Source organism: Mucilaginibacter gossypii (assembly GCF_017569325.2).
Classification (GTDB): Bacteria; Bacteroidota; Bacteroidia; order Sphingobacteriales; family Sphingobacteriaceae; genus Mucilaginibacter; species Mucilaginibacter gossypii.
The window spans coordinates 1615535-1634803 of the sequence record NZ_CP071878.2; the positions used below are offsets into that span (position 1 = coordinate 1615535).

The following is a 19269-nucleotide window of genomic DNA, read 5'->3' on the forward strand; positions in this document are numbered from 1 at the left end:
TATGAGCAAATTCAAATATCTGTGGCTGTTTACCCTCGCTTCAGTTCTTTACTGCTTCCCATTCGCATCGCTCGCACAGCAAGTAGATCGGTCGGGTGACGCGCTAATGGTTAGAAGCGAAGGGTCCGCCATCACTGTCAACCAAAAAACAGGGCGTTTGGATTTTAAATTTGGCAATGGCGTTACGATTGATAACGCCATTGCCTATGTAAGGGAATTATCTTCCGGATATTTGGCGACGACTGACTGCCAGTTGCATCAGGCAAGCACCGATACGTTCAGCAATGCCGCCGGCAAAGGTATACGGCTGACGATAAGACACTCCGGAAATGCGGCCCGAATTACCTTGTTGCAGCAGTTGCTGATCTATACCGATCACCCTTACATTTTTGCTAATCTTACTGCCATTAAAGGAGACGGTACGGATGAAGAAATGGAAACCCGTGAGATCTGCGCGTTGGCTGTTTTACCAAAAGAAAAGGCCCTGCTTGTGCAGCCGGGCGCCGAGCCGCGTTTGCTCGACGTTCCGTTTGACAACGATAACTGGACGCATATTCTGGAACGACGCTGGGAACCCGGGAAACCTGCATTCAACGGCATAACCTACGAGTTTTCTTCAGTTTACGACAACAATAGTTTTTCAGGTATCGTCTTTGGCAGTCTGAGCCACGACTTCTGGAAAACCGGTATTGCATATCATTCAGGTAAGACTACGGGTCAGGTCGATTCACTATCTGTTACCGACGGCGTAGCAACCCCCGATAATTCTGCATTAAGACCAGAGTATGGGGGCAACGACGGAACCCACGATCATGCGGTGCATGGTACCGCTAAGGGGCCGTCAGTTCATTCGTCCGTGATTTTCCTTGCTGCGGGAGATGTCCGCAAAATTTTTATTGACTACGGCAATGCCAACGCTTTACTAAACGGCCGGCTGGACTGGAAAGGCGCAGCACCTTTTTATTGGAATAGTTTTGGTGTGGAAGGCGTGCTGGGTTATGAGGGGAAAATGATGCCGCGTGATATTCCCAAGATTTCAGATTTTATTGCAACGCTTGATCAGTTCAATAAATATTCAAGACCAGTTATGAGTATCGATTCTTATGATCAGGGTATATATACCACGAGTTTGCTGGCATCGTTCGGTAAATACATTGACAAGAAAAAACAGGATCTTGGCTTCTACTTTATACCCTTCGCCATGTGGACCTGGCGGAACAATACTGCAAATACTAAAATTCAGGGATCAGATTATAACCTTTCAGACGCGCTGCTCTCAGACGATCACGGCAACCCGATCTGGTATAAGGAAGGCGACTGGGGGTGCCTGGCGATGGATCCTACACACCCTGCCGTTCGGCAGTACGTGATCTACCAGCTCAAAAAAGCTAAAGAGATCGGTGCTGAATTTTTGAAGATCGATTTCTTAACTGCCGGCGCACTTGAATCTACCCGTCGGTACAACTCGTCCGTTCGTTCCGGTCTTCAGGCTTACAATTATGGTATGAACATGTTGAAATCACTGGCGGATTCCATTCTGGGCAAAGACGTTTTTATAACTGAGGCAATTTCTCCCATGTTCCCCAGCCAGTATGCCCATGGCCGTTTTGTTTCTACGGATGTCTACTCCCATTTTAGGGACGATCAGCCGGGTTTCCCGCAATATGGTAGTACAGAGGCATCCCTTGCCAGCGGGTCTCATCTCTGGTGGGTACAGGGAACACTCTGGCCGTATACCAACCTGGATGTGGCCGTCATGAAAAATTTTCAGAGAAATCCTGATCTGACTGAAAAAGATATCCAGGTACGCCTGTATGCTATGATGAGCATGGGCAGTATACTTGGGGACGGCTCGGATTACCGGAATAAACTCGCGGCTGATCGCGCAGCAGTTTACCTGAACAACAAATACCTGTGCGCTTTCTTTAGCGCACCAAAGGCTTTTACACCAGTAAAGGTAGCTGACGGTGAGTCACTCGACCAGCAGATGGCATTTTTTCTGCCGGGTAAAGAAGTCTTGATCTCACAGTTCAACTTCAGTAATTCCGCCGGCTATGACCAAATTTGGAAAAAGAAGGAGCTGGGTCTTACGAACACCGGTTACCTTATAAAAGATTTTCTGACGGATCAAACAGTAGGCAAGATCGAAAGCGGACAAGAAACTTTTTCTACCAGCGTACCTGCAGCAGATGCGAGAATGCTTAAACTGGTACCATCTAATTAATTTAAAACTACAATTATAATATACCCGATATGGAAGTAAAAGCTTGGGCGGAACAAGTGACCATCCCGACCTATGGGATCGGACAACCGGAAAAAAATCCAATGTTTCTGGAGAAAGGGGTTTACCAGGGCAGTAGCGGTGTTGTTTATCCCCACCCGGTTGTCGAAAAAATATCTGATGAAAAAACGGATAAGGAATACACGGCAGTGTTTCTGAAAAACGATTACCTGAAGATCATGGTTTTTCCACCGTAGCCATGATTTTATTTTACAAGAGTACGCTTTGTGTTTTCTAAAAGCCGTAAACTTACCTCTTATTGTTATCGTGTTAGGATGAATTTTTGTATTGGTTCAGCAAGCGATAACGTTCTACCAATTACCTGATTCAAAACTTGATTTATATAAAGCCTGTTTAATCATTTTCTTTTCACAAATCGTGTTGCTGATTTTTAGTTTTTTGAGTATTTCATTTAAACTGGATAACTTCTTTTACCGAGCGCAGTGTGTTTCGTTCGACCTCCCTTTACAAGTTGACGGCAAAATTTAAAAATGCATAATTCATTCTGCTCATGAGTTCGATCTTGATGGTCAATGTCATCTAATTATAGCCTGATCGCAACGAAGATGCCCTGGCTTAGTACGGCATTTCAATAATGACTTCAGTATCAATGTTACTCTGGATCAGAGGTACGCCCATTATGCGGTGTGATTCCGGTCGCTACTTTTTTAAGGTCTTCTTTGCTGAGGATGGTTTTCTTTTCGTAGTGTTCCAAATGAAAGTTTTCCAATTTTTGTAAAAGATATTGCAGCGTGAATTTTTCGGCAAAGGTCAACCTGCCGGTGATGATCTGTCCCACATAGTTGGTATGTTCAAATACCTGGAACAATAATTTCTTGCCTTCGTCAGTAATGGCAATATGCTTACTTCGTTTATCCTTTTCATCGTCCCACTGCCTAACCAATCCTGACACAACCAAACGCCTGATCACTTCCGTGCCAGAAGTTTTTTCCTGTAGATTATGGCTGATAAGTTCACTTTTTGATAAGTGCGGGTGCGTTAATAAAATAGCCAGTGCCGTAAAATCCTCGGCGGTTTGCAAGGGCGTACCCTCCAGTGCTTTTTTAATATATGATTTGGCGTAACGACTCATGAAAACAAACAGGCGCCCGATGTTATTATCCAACTGATAAGCAATATCCAAAGCGGCGCTGTCATTATCACCGAACCTAACTTCACTGCTATGATTATTAACGGCGGGATCGCCAACCTTATTCAAAAGAAAACCTGTAAAATCCTGCAAAGACACTTCCCGTCCCTGGTTTTCTTTTTCCAGTTCATCTACAAGATCGATCAGTTGATGAATGAGTTGGTATGATTTCATGTTTTTATAAATTAAGCATGCCGGCAATTTTCAAAATTAGTTTCTTTTAACGAGTGCTGGGTTTTGCGTCTTGAAGGTAGCATAGGCAATCTGGTAATTTTTCTTGGCATCTCCCTGCGGCTTAAAGCTTTTAAACAGGTTCAACGTTTTGATCAGGGTTAGTTTATAAGCAGGCAGTTCGGGGGCGTCGATCGCCAGCATATCGGCCATTTCTTTTCCAAGCAGGTAACGCATCAAGCCCAGTATATCGTTGGCCGTGGCCTTACTTTTATTAACGGAAAGGATATGAGCGGTCAGCGATCTGGTTAATTCCTGTCCATGTGCAGAAACAGCGAACTGCCTTCGTTTAATAATGTTATCAAGTTGCTGCGCCATTTTAGAGTTTTCAGGGATCAGATCTTCATCTAATCCCGACAGATAACCTACTACTCCCCATATGTGCATAAACGCCGCCTGATCATCCTGGCTTACGCTGTAACCGAGCATTCGTAACCCGCGAATAACGATCAGTGAAAATGACAGGTTTGTTCCGGCCATGTCTTCCTGGTTGATCGGTAATCCCCAGCTATCATCCCATTTACCGCTTTGCAGCATATAGTAACGAACGGCAGCGTGCATGATCCGCACTTTTAAAATTTCTTCATAAGCGTTTCCGTCTTTACCGAAAGCATCCGGCCCCATAACCTCCCAAACAAACACAGCGGTATCATAAAGCCTTTTGGTAGTTTGTTTACGGATCAGTTCGGACAAGTACAGCACCATCGCGCCATTGGCTGCATTATAACAATAGGGTAATGATAACAGCCCGAGTAAACTCATAATTATCTCCGAATGCCGGGCATAGAAAATAGCGCCGTTTCTCATCAGTAGTGGTTGCGCCCATATTGGCAGTTCCGTAGCTTTATCAATAAAGTCAATTTTTGGGAATAAATGCTGTAATAATTTCAAATGGTCGGCACCTGATTGGCCACCCATCCAGTCCTGTAATTGCTTCTTCTTTACCGGATCGCTAAAAACATAATGTATAAACTCATCCGCCCGTTTATCACCCAACAGCCGCTTGCGGTTTAAAAGTTCATTGCTATATAAATTATGGTTGATCATAAGCGCATGGTATTTATAATGCCCTCTGCAGCCAGCCTGCCGCTTTTCATCGCTGCATTAATTGAGCCATTCATCAAATAATCCCCGCAAATGAAGCATTGGTCATTTACCCGTATGGTTGTATAACCAGGTTCATTAGTCACGTGGTCGTCATTCGGCAGCGCATAATCAATATGGTAGGTTTTTAAGTGTTTCCAGCTAACGGCTTCGGGATACCAGAATTTCAATTCGCTAACCACATTTTCCTGTAGTTCATTTTGGTTCGCATTTGAATGGTCGCCTATTAACGATAATGAAATTAAAGTATCACCGCTTTCAGAATACCTGTTAGAAATACGATCCAATACGGCAATGTTATTTACAATTTTTCCAGGTAACGTATTTAAAGCTATCAGGGGCTTTTCAAAGGGGCGTTTCCTGGCGGTGAAATACATATTGCTTACGGAATGATGCTCAATGTTCGAATTTTTGTTGCTTATTGGAGAACGCAAAGGATCGGTAGCGATCAAAACAAAGTTAGCGTGATAGCTAAGCCCATCTGTTGTTGTTACCGAGCCTCCATTAACTGCGGATACATTTTGATGGAATAAGAGTTCCTGCGGAGCAAGGCATTCAGCCAGTTGTTTAGGTATCATGCCCATTCCTTGGGCTGGGATAGCGGCATCACCCTCGCTGAACATTTTAAAAACAAACTCAAACATTCTGCTGGAGGTACTTAAGCGGTCTTCGAGAAATATCCCGGTCATAAAGGGCATGAAGAACTGGTTTACGATGGTTCCGCTGAAACCTTCTTTTTTTAGGTATTCTGTGGTGGTGATCTCTGGTTCTGAAAAAATCTTGTCGATACTCTTACCGGCCAATTTTAGCTTTAATCGGAGCATGCGTAATTTATCAGTAAATGTAGCAGCTGAAGACAGCAAAGTGCTCATTGTTGAACCTGGCTGCCGGATCGGATCGCCTAAAATATTAGCGCCTTTTTTGTTCAAAATAATTGCGCCGGGATCGAATTTACAAAGGTCCAGCGCCTCATAATCCAATAGGTTTCTGGCCTCCGGATAAGCTGTTAAAAAAACCTGGAAACCCCGGTCGAGCAGGTAGCCATCCACCTCATCGGTTCGCACTCTACCACCTACTCCATCGGAGTGCTCCAAAACCAAGACCGATTTTTGGGCAGCCTTTAATATTTTGGCCGCTGTTAAACCGGCTATGCCTGCACCTACAACAATCACTTCCGCGTCTTTTTTCATGGCTTATGTATTGAAGCTGGTATTTGTATTTAATAAATGAGGTTCAACTCCAGGCTTGGCATAGGCGAGTTGTCCAACGGGTTGCGGTAGATAGTAGGTATCCAAACCGGCCACGGTCATGGTTCCAGCTTTACCGTGATCAACTGTTCCATCTGCCCCGATCAATCCATCTTCTGTTAGGATATGGACTATTTCACCTATAACAATTGTTGTTCCGTTAACCTCCATATCAATCATCTCAAGTAATTCCAGCCCTATGCGTACGTTGGATGCTTTCACAAAAGGTGCCTTAAATCCATTTGTATAATACTTTTTGAAATGACAGGTGTCAAACTCAGAAAAGCCGGAAGGATAACTTGCACTGGTTTGGTGCGCCTGCATGTACCATTCTGGTAACACGTTATTGAGGGTATATTGTCCTGTTGATCTGATGTTACGCAGCGTATCATTGTGCTCACGTTCGGGTCGGATCACCATTCCGATAAGCGGCGGGTTCGCACCCAAATGGAAAACAGAACTAATGATACACAAGTTAGTGACACCGTCATTACTGGTTGTTCCCAAAAGATTCAAAGCCCGGTAGCCTATCAAACTGTTGATCAGGCTTGTCCTGTATTGCTTTTCCAGCTGATAGATGTTTTCGCTTTTTATATCCTGCATCTTAACTTGTTTTTAATTTACCTAAGCCGCCATCCATGCCGATAACCTGCCCTGTCATCCAGGTACTGTCATCCGATAATAAATAGGCGATAAGCCGACTGATATCTTCGGGTTGTCCTATTTTTCCTAAAGGATGACGTTTACCAGAGGCTTCCCGTTTTTCAGGTGTACTCAACAAGGCCTGAGCGAGTGGTGTATCTGTTAATGAGGGGGCTACCACGTTAACCCTGACATGCTGGATAGCAAGCTCGGCTGCCAAAGAAAGCGCCATACCTTCAACTGCGCCTTTGGCAGCTGCTATACTGGCATGGTAAGGCATGCCGGTTTTGGCGGCGACCGAACTGATCAGAACAATGGATGAACCTCCGGCATTTTTAATTGGTTTCATAGCCTGCCGGATCATACGTGCTGCACCTAAAACGTTCAGCTGGAAATCTTTCAAAAAATCTTCATCAGTTAACCTGCCGAACGGTTTCAGCGTAATGCTTCCAACCGAGTAAACCAACCCGTGCAGTTGCTCAGGAAGGAACAGCTCCACCGCATCCAAACTTTCTAAAACGTCTGCTTTTAAAAAATGTAAATCTTCCGGCCACTCGGCTGATGCCGATCTTGATACCGTATAAATATTGGCGTTCTGCCGATGAAGCAGTTGAACTAATGATAAGCCAATGCCGGAACTGCCTCCGACCACCAGGATATTCTTTCCGTTGAAGTCCATTATCCGATATACTTTAAAAATTCATTCTTGGTTTCAATATTTAGAAACTGCCCGCTGTATTCAGCTGTAAGCGTGGTACTGCCGGCGTCCCGGATACCACGGCTGGATACGCAATGGTGATGCGCGTCTATAATTACCGCTACATCTTCCGTGCCTAACGCTTCTTTGAGCATATTGGCGATTTGCATGGTCAGCCTTTCCTGCACCTGTGGTCTTTGCGAACAGTACTGAACAATCCTGTTCAGTTTTGATAAACCGATTACCTGCCCATTGCTGATATAGGCAACGTGGGCTTTACCTACAATAGGTACAAAGTGGTGCTCACAGTTACTAAATACAGCAATATTCCGTTCCACCAGCATTTGATTGTAGTTGAATGGATTCTTGAATAAAGTGGGTTTGGGTTTGTTAGCAGGGTTAAGGCCGCTAAATATCTCCTTCACATACATTTTAGCTACCCGCTTAGGTGTGTCTCTCAAACTGTCATCTTCCAGGTCCATTCCCAAGGTTTCCATTATTGCGGCGAAATGTTTGGCGATATGTTCCATTTTGGTATCGTCGTCCAGTTCAAATGCATCAGGCCGGAGTGGCGTGTCGAAAGCAGCGTTATAATGATCTTGTTCCAGATCAGTTACTACCTGCGCTAAAGTTAAGTCGTTAACTGTTTCGTCTTTTATCATGAAGTCGTATTAGTATAAGTTTAAATGGAGTTTACTATTTATTGCCCTTCGCTGATTTTTAAGCCGGAAATAAAACCCTGTGTTTAAACCTGTATAGATCATTACATTTAGCAGGATCAGATTCATCCCATAAAAAACATCCTCTACAGAAATGGTCAAGATACGTACGCCTATGATGTGTGCCCGGGTTATACCAAACTACCAGGTTTTCCAGGACCGTGCCGGTCAGCAAACCATTATACAGTGACACTATATCAGGCTTTGACTAAATAGGCTTCTGCACTTAAACGAGAAAACCCAGAGCCAATCACCGCTACGGAAGATTTTTCGTCAGGGATAATATTATTGATAGGATTTGACTTTAACATTTAAGGAAAATTAGCATTTAGTTTACGATTCAAATATAATACAATCATATACTATATTTTAACATGTAGTACGATTTTGTATAAATTAAGAAAGATTATAAATTACTATTTCCGCAAACTTTTTTAATTGATCCCACAAACCAATGTTATAATTCAGTTGATAAAAAGATGATAAATGCATGTTGTAGATGATGACAGTCAGTTATTTAGATGATGACAAGCATTCTGAAAACCTGATCCTTTTCCTATTATTGCTTATGTTTTTACAATTTGTAACACAGAAAAAAATATTTGACTTCCCTGGTTAATAACGGTTTGCCCGGCATTTGTCTATCGCCTATTGATGTATAAGGTAGTACAAATTTCGCAGTCCGCCCAATGGCCGGCATACCTGAGCTATCCATTATAAGATTAAGCGCATTGTGTCTTTTGGGATACAAATTTGGGTATTGCTTTTTTCAGCATATCTAGTAAAGATCATCATATAGGTTGTTGAAATCAGCACTGGAGTAATAAGGATCTCTTTTTTTTAGTTTTACTCGTTGTATTATGAAAACGCAAATAACTGTTGTTTTAGGATTAGCCTTTCTGTTAGGCAATGCATCCTGTATTAAAGACTTTCACAAACCCACCACAGTAACGGTTAGCACGTTTGCCGGTCAAAGTATTGGAGGGTCATCTGATGGTGTCGGCACATCGGCTTCGTTTAACAGCCCAGTGGGTATAGCAACAGATGTTGCCGGTAACATATACGTGACAGATAATTGGACCGGCTTGATCCGTAAGATAAGCCCGGCGGCTGTAGTAACAACCCTTGCCGGCAACGATAAGGTTGACATGGATGGCCGGGGCCCTGTGTTTTGGTATCCGTCCGGCATAGCGGTAGATGCTTCAGGTACTATATATGTAGCCGATAGTCATAACAATCGGATCTGTAAAGTAAGCCCGGAGGGCGTGGTAACAACCTTTGCAGGTAGCGGTACTCAGGGAACAGCCGATGGCCCGGGTGCTACGGCTACATTTTATAATCCGGGAGGTTTGGCCTTAGATGCCTCCGGTAATGTTTACGTGGTACATAGTAACCTGGTCCGTAAGATAAGCCCGGAAGGCGTAGTAACAACCCTTGCAGGTAGCGGTGCAGCAGGTTCGGCCGATGGCAAGGGTACTGCTGCGTCATTTAATGGTGCTTCTGATGTAATAGTAGATGCTATCGGTAACCTATATGTGGCAGATTCCCACAATAACCTAATCCGTAAGATTAACCGGGGAGGCGTGGTAAGTACGCTTGCAGGAAGCGGCGCCAAGGGTGAAGCTGATGGCAAGGGTGCTGCAGCTTCATTTGATACTCCGTTTGGTTTGGGTATAGATGCCGCAGGTAATATATACGTGGCGGATCGTCTGAATAATAAAATACGCAAGGTGACCCCTCAAGGTGTGGTAACCACGGTAGCCGGTACCGGTGAGTTTGGGTCAGATAATGGCCCGGGCGCTACAGCTACATTTAAAACCCCAACTGACGTGGCCGCAGATAATTTCGGCAATTTATATGTAACTGATGGCAATACTATGATACGGAAAATAGTGATAAGTAGATAAACTCTCTGAATGATATCTATTAAAACTCCATTATATGTTAGGAATGGTCAAGCATAAACCCTGAATAATCGGTTCTATCGAAAACGGGTTAGATATTTGAAATCAGCCTGACCATCAAACAGAGTGGCTAATAGTTTCAGTTCATCCAAAATAGGTCTGTGGGTACATCGGGTTTTAGTACTATTTTAGCCAAGTTGTCAATTTTATTGGCAACTTTTTTATGAATTAATTGCAGGTAGCCAATTGCTTCTCTTGAGGTAATCGATTAAGCTAATTATTTACAATTGAGTTTTATTCCTCTTGTTAAATTTGTAATAATTGAACCTCATGGACCATATCATATTCAACATTATTTCTGAATCCTAATGTTGATTACACCCGCAGTCCGCGATACGGACAGAGGATCGGAACAAATTAATCATAACGCCTAAACAATCAAATATTGATTGGACAAGCTGTTTAGGTCAATCATCAACACATTAACGTTCGGCGCAATCAAAATGCCGGAATCCGGCTGGGTTTTCAAGATCCGCTAAACAGCTCCTGCCACTGGCGTATCATGCCTAAAAACCTGTTATTTAAAATGATGATCTTAAACATAGCAAAAGCCAGCTGACTTATGTTGAAGGGGGATTGGGATATATAAGGTTCAAAAAGCTAAATAAACCAGATTGACTTTCCGGAGGATATTTGGTGTGTAAAAAAAGCTATTGCATGGCTGATAACTCGCATAAAACAGCCAAATCCTTTAGAAATTGGTTCGAATTCTGTACCGTTAGGCGCACCATATAGGAACTGTGTCTAAGTTCTGAAAGGGGCACTTTAAAAGAGTTAACCTTTTTAATTCTAAAAAGCCGCTACTTTTCGATTTGATCAAACAGAACTCGGATCAAGCAGAATTCTTGTGGGAGAATGAAAAAGCATTTGCTTTGTGGATATAATAATTAATACGTTGTCGATATCACGAAAACTCAAAATGTTCGATAACTGGAATATCGCTAACTGAGTTGATGAACAGATCCATTTTAACTGAAGGTCCGTGAAGCTGCCATGTTAAAAGCATATAGTCACCATCTTTCACCCTCTTAACCATCTTGAATTTCAGTTTATGAGCTGTCATCATGTCTTCGCACAAGACGATACCATTTACCGAGACCGGGCATTTAATATAAAATGTTTTGGATTGATTATAATAATCTATTTTCTTTTGAAAGAAAGGAAGTACGGAAAGTATAAACAGGATCATTATACTGGCGAACCCGGCAGCTAAGTAGTAACCGGCTCCAATACCCATGCCTACTGCCGCAACGGCCCAGATGGTAGCTGCGGTAGTGATGCCATTAACCCGGTTTTCACCTCTGAAAATAACGCCGGCACCAAGGAACCCGATCCCCGTAACCACGTTTGATGCGATTCTGTCTGCATTGTCAGGCGCTCCAATGGCGGTTGACATGAGTGTGAAAAAACAAGCGCCAAAAGATATCATGATGGTGGTACGGAAGCCAGCCGCCTTACCATGATATTCTCTTTCGGCGCCTACAAGTCCGCCCCACAACAGGGCCAGTAAAAACCTGACCAGTATTTCTATATCGAAAGCCATAAATTCAATTTTATTTGATTATAACCGAATATATGATTTTTATAGATACTTGAACCTGCCGGGTTTCATCATTTATGTAGCGGGAGAACCCGGTTTTCAGAGACAGATTGCTGTCATCTGCTGTAATGATAATTGCCGGGGCCCACAGTGAATTTTTTGTAATTATTTCCTGAAAAATCGGGAACAAAAATATCAGCTGTTGTATTTTGCGGAACAGTTACCCTCATATCTAATTTCCTATCAGTGATTTGCCATTTACTATAGATGGTTCCGTACGGGCAATCGTATTTTCCTTCGGCCCATGATAGCCCGCCGCCAATTACCGGTTTGATTGTTATTTTTTTATAGGCTGGTGCGGCAGGCGTAATACCTGCAATATAGCGATACATCCAATCGCCGATAGCCCCGTAAGCGTAATGATTATAAGAATTCATAGATGACTCTTCAAAACTGCCGTCGGTCCTGATACCATCCCATCTTTCCCAAATAGTAGTAGCCCCCTGTTTAATTGGGTATAGCCAGGAAGGATAAGTATCCTGCAATAATAACTTGTACGCCACGTCGGCGTAACCGAACCTGGTGAGGGCATCACAAAGATAAGGAGTGCCTAAAAAACCCGTTGTTAGGTGATCCCGATATAGCCCGATGTTCTTAACAAGGCGGGCTGCAGCCTGCTGTCTCAAGTTTTCCGGCAGCATATCAAATTCCAAAGCTAATACGTATGCTGTTTGGGTATCTGATGAGATCAGGCCATTAGCGGTAACATATTCGTTCACAAATGCCCGTTTTATTTTGAGCAACAACTTTGAATAATATTGCTCGTCGGTTGTTTTGTTTAAAACTTTGGCGCTGTTGATCAGTATTTGGGTTGAATATGCATAGAAGCATTGTGCGATAAGATATTTATTGGTTATCGCAGATGTACCATCTCTGTCGTTATTCACACTATAAAACAACCAGTCGCCAAAATGATTACCCGTTACCCATAAATTGTTCCTGGTTTGCTTTTGGATATAATTAACCCAGGCTTTCATGCTTTGAAACTGGTTTTCTAAAATCTTTTTGTCTCCATATGCAAAATACATATTCCATGGGATGATGGTTGACACATCTCCCCATCCTGAACTGCCGCCAACCTCATTTGTGCCATTTTTGAATACATCCGGAACCACAAAGGGGATACTACCGCCTGGATACTGATCGGCAGCTACATCCTTGAGCCATTTGGTAAAGAAATTGTGAACATCCATATTAAATGCTGCTGTACGTGAAAATACCTGCGCATCGCCTGTCCAGCCTAAGCGCTCGTCGCGTTGCGGGCAATCTGTTGGTACATCAAGAAAGTTACCTTTCTGTCCCCATTGGATATTGTGTTGCAATTGATTAAGCAAGGGGTTGGAGCATAAAAAGCTCCCGGTAGCTTTCATATCCGAATAAACAGCTACAGCGGTAAAGTTCTCTGGATTTAATGCGCCTTTTATACCGCTAACCTTAATGTACCTGAAACCCTGCCAGCTAAATTGCGGCTCAAATGTACGTTTTAAGGTATCTTTTAATATATAAGTGTTTTCGGCCTTTGCCGCCCGTAAGTTCTCTGTATAAAATTCGCCTGCTTTATCCAGCACTTCTGCGTGAGCAATTTTAATTGAGTCTCCCGGATGGCCTTTCAGTGTAACTTTTACCCAACCCACCAGATTTTGACCAAAATCAATCACCTTTGCACCGCGTGGCGTAGTTATGACCTTTATTGGCTTAAATGTTTCATGTTGCTTAACGGGTTCGTTATATGTAGCAATAAGGGTGTTTTTAGCGTATGGCATTATGATTACAGGATGCCAGTCATGGTCATCAAAAGCGGGCTTTGCCCATCCTGATTTTTCTAATCTCGTATCAATAATACAACCGTTGTAGATCTCGGCAAATTGTAAAGCTCCCGTAGATGATCTCCAGCTTTGATCTGACGATATGATTTTCTCTGAGCCATCGGTAAAGATGATCCTCATCTCCATTAAAACCGCTGTTTTATCGCCATAAAAATTAGCCCTGGGTGTATAAGGGCCCAGCGGGCTGCGATACCAACCGCTGCCCAGTGTAATACCCATGGCATTTTCTCCCTGGGCTAACAGAGTTGTAACATCATAGGCCTGATATTGTAACCTTTTATTATAACTTGTCCATCCTGGTGTAAGGAAGCTGTCGCCTACTTTATGCCCGTTTAGTTGTGCTTCATAAAAGCCATGCGAAGTTATATAAGCTGTAGCCTCCCTTATTTTTTTGTTTAATGAAAAATTAGTTCTCAGCAAAGGAGCGGGGGCGTTTACTGTATCATTCAAGGCAGGCCTAATCCATTGGGCATGCCAGTCAGAAGCAGATAACAGGCCCATTTTCCAAAATGACTGATCACTCCAAGCTGAACGTAATCCGTTGGTATCCCAAATCCTTACCCGCCAAAAATATTTATGGCATGATAGCAGTGTTTTGCCGCGGTAAGGTATGTATACTGATTGATTCGATGTTATTTTTCCGCTCGACCATAACGGGGGGGCATTATTTTCGCTGAACGAGGCTGAGTCTACTTGTATTTCATAAGCTTGTTGGCCGACGGGTATATTATTTTTTTCTGCAAGTTGCCAGCTAAAACGCGGATTGTGTGCATCAATACAAATTGGGTTTTTCAGGTTTTCGGTTAAAAGATTTTTTAAAACCACTTGTGCCGAGGTAGTGAGCCATGAAAATAAAAAACATCCAATAAGAAATGGTGCTCTCATAATTTAATGTATAGGGTAACCGGTAAATTGGTTTATAAAAATAAAGCAGGATGGTTTCATTACCATCCTGCTCTGTCTTTTTGAATACTTATTATATTTTCGAGAGATCGTTATCCCGAGTTTGGGAATAACGTTTACTTTCCCTTGAGTTGAACCATCACTTTTATGGTTTGGAAAATTATGCTTAAGTCGTTATTAAAGTTGATGTTTTTTAAATATATAAGATCATAACGAACACGATGACGCATTTCCTGAACATTTTCGGCATAGCCATAATTTACTTGTCCTATAGAGGTGAGACCCGGCTTGAGTTTAAATAACTTTTTGTAGTTAGGTGATTCTTCTATGAGTTGTTCAATAAAATACTGCCGCTCTGGTCTGGGACCAACGATAGACATGTCGCCCTTTAAAACATTCCAGAACTGGGGTAATTCATCCAGCCTGGATTTACGTAAAAATACACCCCATTTCGTAATTCGGGGGTCTTTATCTTTTGACAGCATCGGCACAGCTTGCTCTGAATTTACATACATGCTTCTGAACTTATACATTCTGAAGGGTTTATGATTTCTGCCAATTCTTTCCTGACGATAAAAAACCGGGCCCCTTGAAGTTAATTTAGTTATTATGGCTAATGCAATAAACACAGGAAGCCCAGGGATCATTACCAAAAGGGAAAACATAATATCGAAACAGCGCTTGAAGAAAATAATTTTCAAACTAAGCTCAATGGAAGATGAAAGCTGTATTACGGGGAGATTTTCATAATTAACGATACTGGCGTAGCTGTTATCAAGTACAAGATCTGAAACCAGTTTAATTTTAATGGAATGCTGGTCGCCCAGGTCAACCAGTTTATTCAATAAAAGCTGATCCATAAACTTGTAGCATATAAATGCTTCATCAGGCCTGGCCTCAAGGATTTTATCAAATAGTACTTCATGGGGCAGGCTTTCAATCATTTCTTCGGGTATGGTGGTAATAAAATTATACCCGTACTCCGGATGCCTTGAAAATGATTTTTTTACCCGGTTAACGATATCCGCATTACCAATTATGATAACGTGCTTAATATTATAGCCCTTTTTACGAATATAATCGAGTGTGAAAAAGATTAGAGAGCGCTGGATAACTATGAAGATAAAAAACAAAAGATATGTGCAAAACATCACCATTCTGCTTACCTCATAAAGCTTAAAGAAATAAACTATCCCCAGAACCATTACCAGGTGATACACCATAGAGGACATGAATTTGCTTAAATTGTCACTTAATATCAGGGGTCTTTTTATGGTATAGTTTTTAGTTACCGATGCGATGGTAATCCAGGTTAAATTAACTAATAATAAAAAATCAGCTGACTGTATTTCTGACGAGTAGAACGTAAATATAAGCAGATGAGCACATTGAAGTGCGATATTTAATAGTATTAAATCACAAAAAAATGTGAATGGCTGAAGTAGTTTAGAGTAGCGCATTTGCGATCAGGGTTAAGTTGTGCAAATATAATAATTTTACTAAAACGAATCGTTTTTAAATAAAACCAATGTTTGTTAAACTTAATTACGGGGTATTCATCGAGAACGCTACAATTAAAAACTAATTATTCTTTATTTTATTTTGTGTTTTATTGTTAATTTGGATAAATAGCTCACTTTTAAATATATCTGTCGAAAAAGAAGAAGCGTGCATGGTAATTTCTTTATAATTAAATAATGATTCGTTAACCTCGAAACGCTCCACGGCCTCTTTAATGGCTTCGGCAGACTGTTCATAGAAGAATATACCTGTTTTATTTTCGACAACACTTTCCAACGCGCCCCCTTTACCAAAGGCAATTACAGGAGTGCCACAGGCCTGGGCTTCAACAGGTAAAATGCCAAAGTCCTCTTCAGCTGCAAACACAAACGCCTTAGCTTCGGCCAGGTATTTTTTAAGCACATCAAATGATTGATATCCAAGTAACGTTGTATTTGAGGTAGTTAATTTGCTCACCTTTTTAAAATCAGGCCCTTCGCCAATAACAAATAATTTTTTATCAGGCATCTGGGCAAAGGCTTGCACAATCAGATCAATTTTTTTATAAGGAACAAATCGTGAACAGGTAACGTAATAATCCTTTTTTTCATAAACAGGTAAAAAATCTTCTGTTGCTACGTTGGGGTATATAACTGTACTTTCACGGCCGTAGATCTTTTTAATTCGCCTGGCTATGTAATTTGAATTAGCAATAAAATAATCGACCCGGTTGGTGCTTATGATATCCCACTGCCGGATGCGATGCAGCAAATATTTTGCTATGAAACCCTTCAGGCCTTTGTCCAACCCCGATTCTTTTAAATATTGATGATGCAAGTCCCAGGCATAGCGTATTGGCGAATGACAATAACAGATATGTATTTGGTTTGAATTGGTTAAAGCTCCTTTAGCTACAGCATGTGAGGATGATATAACCAGATCATAGCTTGATAAATCAAACTGCTCAATAGCCAAAGGAAATAAAGGCAGATAGGCCCGGTATTTAGTTTTTGCAAATGGCAGTTTATGAATAAAAGAAGTGGTTATCTTATGCCCGGAAAGGCCGAGCTTAACAACGGTTTCCTCACGGGCTACAAGCGTATAAATATCTGCATCGGGATATAATGCGGCAATTTCTTTAAAAACGTTTTCGGAGCCCCCAATTACGGTAAGCCATTCATGTACTAATGCGACTTTCAAGATTGTGTAATTAAATCAGTAATGGAATTGACAATTTGCCTGGCCGAAGTTTCCCAGCTAAACCGCTTTGTATTTTGTTTTCCGTTTTCAACAAGGCGCCCGCATAATGCCACATCTTCAATAAGTAAATCAATACTTTTCGAAATCTCCGCGACATTGAGCGGATTTACATAAACACTGGCATCACCGCAAGCTTCACGCAAGCTGTCTATGTCAGATACTAACGTTGGGCAGCCTTGAGCCATTGCCTCAAGCGGCGGAATTCCGAAACCTTCATATAAACTTGGATAAACAAATAAACTTGCTTTGTTATATAAACCTGCAAGTTCCTGGTCGTTAACGCGCCCGGTGAATATAATATCAGGATGTTTATCAAGATGCGCATTATCTTCGTTATTGAAAATCGAGTTGTTGTCTCCAACTATTATAAGTCTAATACCTCTGTGTTTTATTGATCCAAAGGCCTGCACAAGGTTCCGTATGTTTTTCCTTTTATCAATTGATCCTACAGCCAATATATACTCGCCGTAATCTGAATTGACAGGTGTAGGAGAGGGGAGCTCAGATATGCCATTATATATCACTTTTATTTTTGCGGTTTCGACATGGAGATACTTTACAATTTCAGTTTTTGAAAAATTACTTACGGTGAATATGAGCTTAGCTTTTCTGCTTATCTTTGGTATCAGGAATTTGTAAAACCTTACAAAGTTTTTGCTAAACCACTGTGGATTAACTAAAAAGGCAACATCATGTACGGTTATTACCTGATTGTTGTAAAATAGCGGCGCAACATTGCACATGTTGATAAGTAAGGGGCTGCCGTTTTTTTTTAAATATAATGGTAAATCAAATTGCTCCCATATAACCCCTTTGTTTTTTCCTATAACGATTACACCAAGCTGTTGAGCCAGATCCAGGTGAATGATGTTAGACGGAGCCACAAATATAATCCCCGGCATCATCAATTTTAACTGTTTTGCTATCTCAATGGCAAAACGTTGCACTCCTGTAAGTTTTTGGGTGAGGAAACGCGCGTTTACTATAATCATATAAATTAAGAATAAATATTATATGATGGTCGTTTTCTTAGACATGATTTTCTTTCCTATTAATCTTTTACCTATGCTTATACTTGGTTTTTCGATCAAATAATAACATGCTGAAGCTGCTATTAAAGTAAATACCCAAAAAAACAAAACAAACAGAAGCATATGGGTAGCAAAATATTCTTTCGGAAATATTTTAACAGGTAATTCCATCCCAAACACGGGATGCAGCAAATACATAGAGTAGCTTATGGTACCAAGATATTTTAGAAATATACCCGGAGATTTATAAAGAGAGAATAATTTGAATAGTAAAAGAGCAATTAAATACGATGCAAAATACCGATACCAAACTTCGTTATTCCCGAAATTTTCAGAATAGGCAAGTAACGTTAATGGTACTAATATTACAATAAAGTAAATTATTAACTTCTTAAAAGTTTCATTTGTTATATAAGAGCTTTTATCCAAAACGTTTTTACGCCACAACATACCTAAAAACATTACCGCTAAGCCAAGTATCAGGGCGACCGGTAATTTTAAATGAAATTTATATCTTAATCCGGCTACAAAGAGTGAAATGAACAGCAGACTATAAAAAAACTTTATTAAAAACTTATCATTGTTTAGAAGATTAAACTCATGAAGTATTAAACAGATAAAATAAAAAATCAGCTCAATTTGTAAAGTCCAAAAAACACCGACAAGATCCTCTGAGCCAACAAATTTTTGAAGCATGGTGAGATTTATCAGTATATTTTTAACTCCAGAAAAACCCGAGATTAAACAAAAACTAAGGATACATAGCCAATATGCAGGATATAATCTAAAAAATCTGCTTATTAGAAAAGATTTGGCGTTTGCTTTATAAAGGCTAAAAGGGATAACATAGCCACTTATCAAAAAGAATACAACAACTCCTATTTTTCCAAAATCAAAAAAATCAGAAACAAAAAACGAAATCCCTTTTGATAACGATGGATTAATTACAGTAACATTGCTTCGAATTAATAGCCACAAATGAAGTATAGCAACAAGTATGGCTGCAACACCCCTCAAGCCATCGATCCATTCTAACCTTGATCTTTGTTCAATCATTATACAATTTTATTGATCAGTAAATTGAGTTTGCTAATAACCTTTGTACATAAGATAT

Annotated in this window: 17 protein-coding genes; 3 read left to right on the forward strand and 14 right to left on the reverse strand. The window is 41.0% G+C overall.

The window, feature by feature from the left end; translation table 11 throughout:
• Nucleotide 1: 1 nt before the first annotated feature.
• Both J3L18_RS06905 and J3L18_RS06910 read left to right on the forward strand, forming a co-directional pair.
• Nucleotides 2-2224: an alpha-amylase family protein gene (locus J3L18_RS06905; RefSeq protein WP_208102491.1), complete on the forward strand. Its 2223-nt coding sequence runs from the start codon at nucleotides 2-4 to the stop codon at nucleotides 2222-2224.
• Nucleotides 2225-2253: 29 nt separating this feature from the next.
• Nucleotides 2254-2478, forward strand: a complete 225-nt coding sequence (locus tag J3L18_RS06910; protein ID WP_208102490.1) for a hypothetical protein — start codon at nucleotides 2254-2256, stop codon at nucleotides 2476-2478.
• A gap of 416 nt (nucleotides 2479-2894) precedes the next feature.
• Here J3L18_RS06910 and J3L18_RS06915 read toward each other — a convergent pair whose 3' ends face one another.
• From J3L18_RS06915 to J3L18_RS31060, 7 genes are read right to left on the reverse strand one after another with little or no spacing between them, the layout of a single operon-like run.
• Entirely contained in the window at nucleotides 2895-3605 is a 711-nt protein-coding gene (locus tag J3L18_RS06915; protein ID WP_091162774.1) for a MarR family winged helix-turn-helix transcriptional regulator, read from the reverse strand.
• Between the two features lie 36 nt (nucleotides 3606-3641).
• A complete protein-coding gene (locus J3L18_RS06920) occupies nucleotides 3642-4709 on the reverse strand; it encodes an oxygenase MpaB family protein (RefSeq protein ID WP_129570925.1) in 1068 nt (355 codons plus the stop codon).
• Entirely contained in the window at nucleotides 4706-5956 is a 1251-nt protein-coding gene (locus J3L18_RS06925; protein ID WP_129570926.1) for an NAD(P)/FAD-dependent oxidoreductase, read from the reverse strand. Before J3L18_RS06925 ends, J3L18_RS06920 begins: the two co-directional genes overlap by 4 nt.
• Before the next feature lie 3 nt (nucleotides 5957-5959).
• Complete coding sequence (locus J3L18_RS06930; protein ID WP_129570927.1) at nucleotides 5960-6616, reverse strand: flavin reductase family protein; 657 nt, start codon at nucleotides 6614-6616, stop codon at nucleotides 5960-5962.
• Nucleotide 6617: 1 nt separating this feature from the next.
• Nucleotides 6618-7334 carry an SDR family NAD(P)-dependent oxidoreductase gene (locus J3L18_RS06935; RefSeq protein WP_129570928.1) on the reverse strand — a complete coding sequence of 239 codons (717 nt, stop codon included), beginning with the start codon at nucleotides 7332-7334 and terminating at the stop codon, nucleotides 6618-6620.
• Nucleotides 7334-8014: a GTP cyclohydrolase I FolE gene (gene folE, locus J3L18_RS06940; RefSeq protein ID WP_112652969.1), complete on the reverse strand. Its 681-nt coding sequence runs from the start codon at nucleotides 8012-8014 to the stop codon at nucleotides 7334-7336. Before folE ends, J3L18_RS06935 begins: the two co-directional genes overlap by 1 nt.
• A 9-nt stretch (nucleotides 8015-8023) precedes the next feature.
• Nucleotides 8024-8173 (reverse strand): hypothetical protein, encoded by a 150-nt coding sequence (locus J3L18_RS31060; protein WP_375339183.1) that lies wholly within the window; start codon nucleotides 8171-8173, stop codon nucleotides 8024-8026.
• A gap of 758 nt (nucleotides 8174-8931) precedes the next feature.
• Between J3L18_RS31060 and J3L18_RS06945 the strand changes: the two genes are divergently transcribed.
• On the forward strand, nucleotides 8932-9978 hold the full coding sequence (locus J3L18_RS06945; protein WP_129570929.1) for an NHL repeat-containing protein: 1047 nt from the start codon (nucleotides 8932-8934) through the stop codon (nucleotides 9976-9978).
• A 522-nt stretch (nucleotides 9979-10500) separates the two neighbouring features.
• Here J3L18_RS06945 and J3L18_RS31065 read toward each other — a convergent pair.
• The 7 genes from J3L18_RS31065 to J3L18_RS06975 all read right to left on the reverse strand — a co-directional run bounded on the left by J3L18_RS31065 (nucleotide 10501) and on the right by J3L18_RS06975 (nucleotide 19211).
• On the reverse strand, nucleotides 10501-10578 hold the full coding sequence (locus J3L18_RS31065; RefSeq protein ID WP_375339186.1) for a thiamine pyrophosphate-dependent enzyme: 78 nt from the start codon (nucleotides 10576-10578) through the stop codon (nucleotides 10501-10503).
• A 361-nt stretch (nucleotides 10579-10939) separates the two neighbouring features.
• On the reverse strand, nucleotides 10940-11578 hold the full coding sequence (locus tag J3L18_RS06950) for an MgtC/SapB family protein (protein ID WP_129570930.1): 639 nt from the start codon (nucleotides 11576-11578) through the stop codon (nucleotides 10940-10942).
• Between the two features lie 113 nt (nucleotides 11579-11691).
• On the reverse strand, nucleotides 11692-14346 hold the full coding sequence (locus J3L18_RS06955; RefSeq protein WP_129570931.1) for a family 78 glycoside hydrolase catalytic domain: 2655 nt from the start codon (nucleotides 14344-14346) through the stop codon (nucleotides 11692-11694).
• Between the two features lie 134 nt (nucleotides 14347-14480).
• Nucleotides 14481-15824 (reverse strand): sugar transferase, encoded by a 1344-nt coding sequence (locus J3L18_RS06960; RefSeq protein ID WP_129570932.1) that lies wholly within the window; start codon nucleotides 15822-15824, stop codon nucleotides 14481-14483.
• Nucleotides 15825-15945: 121 nt separating this feature from the next.
• A complete protein-coding gene (locus J3L18_RS06965; RefSeq protein WP_129570933.1) occupies nucleotides 15946-17064 on the reverse strand; it encodes a glycosyltransferase family 4 protein in 1119 nt (372 codons plus the stop codon).
• Nucleotides 17061-18116, reverse strand: coding sequence for a glycosyltransferase family 4 protein (locus J3L18_RS06970; RefSeq protein ID WP_129570934.1), 1056 nt, complete (start codon nucleotides 18114-18116; stop codon nucleotides 17061-17063). The genes J3L18_RS06965 and J3L18_RS06970 overlap by 4 nt, the downstream gene beginning before the upstream one ends.
• 18 nt (nucleotides 18117-18134) lie before the next feature.
• Nucleotides 18135-19211, reverse strand: a complete 1077-nt coding sequence (locus J3L18_RS06975; protein ID WP_129570935.1) for an acyltransferase family protein — start codon at nucleotides 19209-19211, stop codon at nucleotides 18135-18137.
• Between the last annotated feature and the right edge of the window lie 58 nt (nucleotides 19212-19269).

Bases quoted from the DNA above. Each gene is read 5' to 3' on its own strand.
- J3L18_RS06905 (WP_208102491.1), top strand. From the start codon at position 2: ATGAGCAAATTCAAATATCTGTGGCTGTTTACCCTCGCTTCAGTTCTT.
- J3L18_RS06910 (WP_208102490.1), top strand. From the start codon at position 2,254: ATGGAAGTAAAAGCTTGGGCGGAACAAGTGACCATCCCGACCTATGGG.
- J3L18_RS06915 (WP_091162774.1), bottom strand. From the start codon at position 3,605: ATGAAATCATACCAACTCATTCATCAACTGATCGATCTTGTAGATGAA.
- J3L18_RS06920 (WP_129570925.1), bottom strand. From the start codon at position 4,709: ATGATCAACCATAATTTATATAGCAATGAACTTTTAAACCGCAAGCGG.
- J3L18_RS06925 (WP_129570926.1), bottom strand. From the start codon at position 5,956: ATGAAAAAAGACGCGGAAGTGATTGTTGTAGGTGCAGGCATAGCCGGT.
- J3L18_RS06930 (WP_129570927.1), bottom strand. From the start codon at position 6,616: ATGCAGGATATAAAAAGCGAAAACATCTATCAGCTGGAAAAGCAATAC.
- J3L18_RS06935 (WP_129570928.1), bottom strand. From the start codon at position 7,334: ATGGACTTCAACGGAAAGAATATCCTGGTGGTCGGAGGCAGTTCCGGC.
- folE (WP_112652969.1), bottom strand. From the start codon at position 8,014: ATGATAAAAGACGAAACAGTTAACGACTTAACTTTAGCGCAGGTAGTA.
- J3L18_RS06945 (WP_129570929.1), top strand. From the start codon at position 8,932: ATGAAAACGCAAATAACTGTTGTTTTAGGATTAGCCTTTCTGTTAGGC.
- J3L18_RS31065 (WP_375339186.1), bottom strand. From the start codon at position 10,578: ATGTTTAAGATCATCATTTTAAATAACAGGTTTTTAGGCATGATACGC.
- J3L18_RS06950 (WP_129570930.1), bottom strand. From the start codon at position 11,578: ATGGCTTTCGATATAGAAATACTGGTCAGGTTTTTACTGGCCCTGTTG.
- J3L18_RS06955 (WP_129570931.1), bottom strand. From the start codon at position 14,346: ATGAGAGCACCATTTCTTATTGGATGTTTTTTATTTTCATGGCTCACT.
- J3L18_RS06960 (WP_129570932.1), bottom strand. From the start codon at position 15,824: ATGCGCTACTCTAAACTACTTCAGCCATTCACATTTTTTTGTGATTTA.
- J3L18_RS06970 (WP_129570934.1), bottom strand. From the start codon at position 18,116: ATGATTATAGTAAACGCGCGTTTCCTCACCCAAAAACTTACAGGAGTG.
- J3L18_RS06975 (WP_129570935.1), bottom strand. From the start codon at position 19,211: ATGATTGAACAAAGATCAAGGTTAGAATGGATCGATGGCTTGAGGGGT.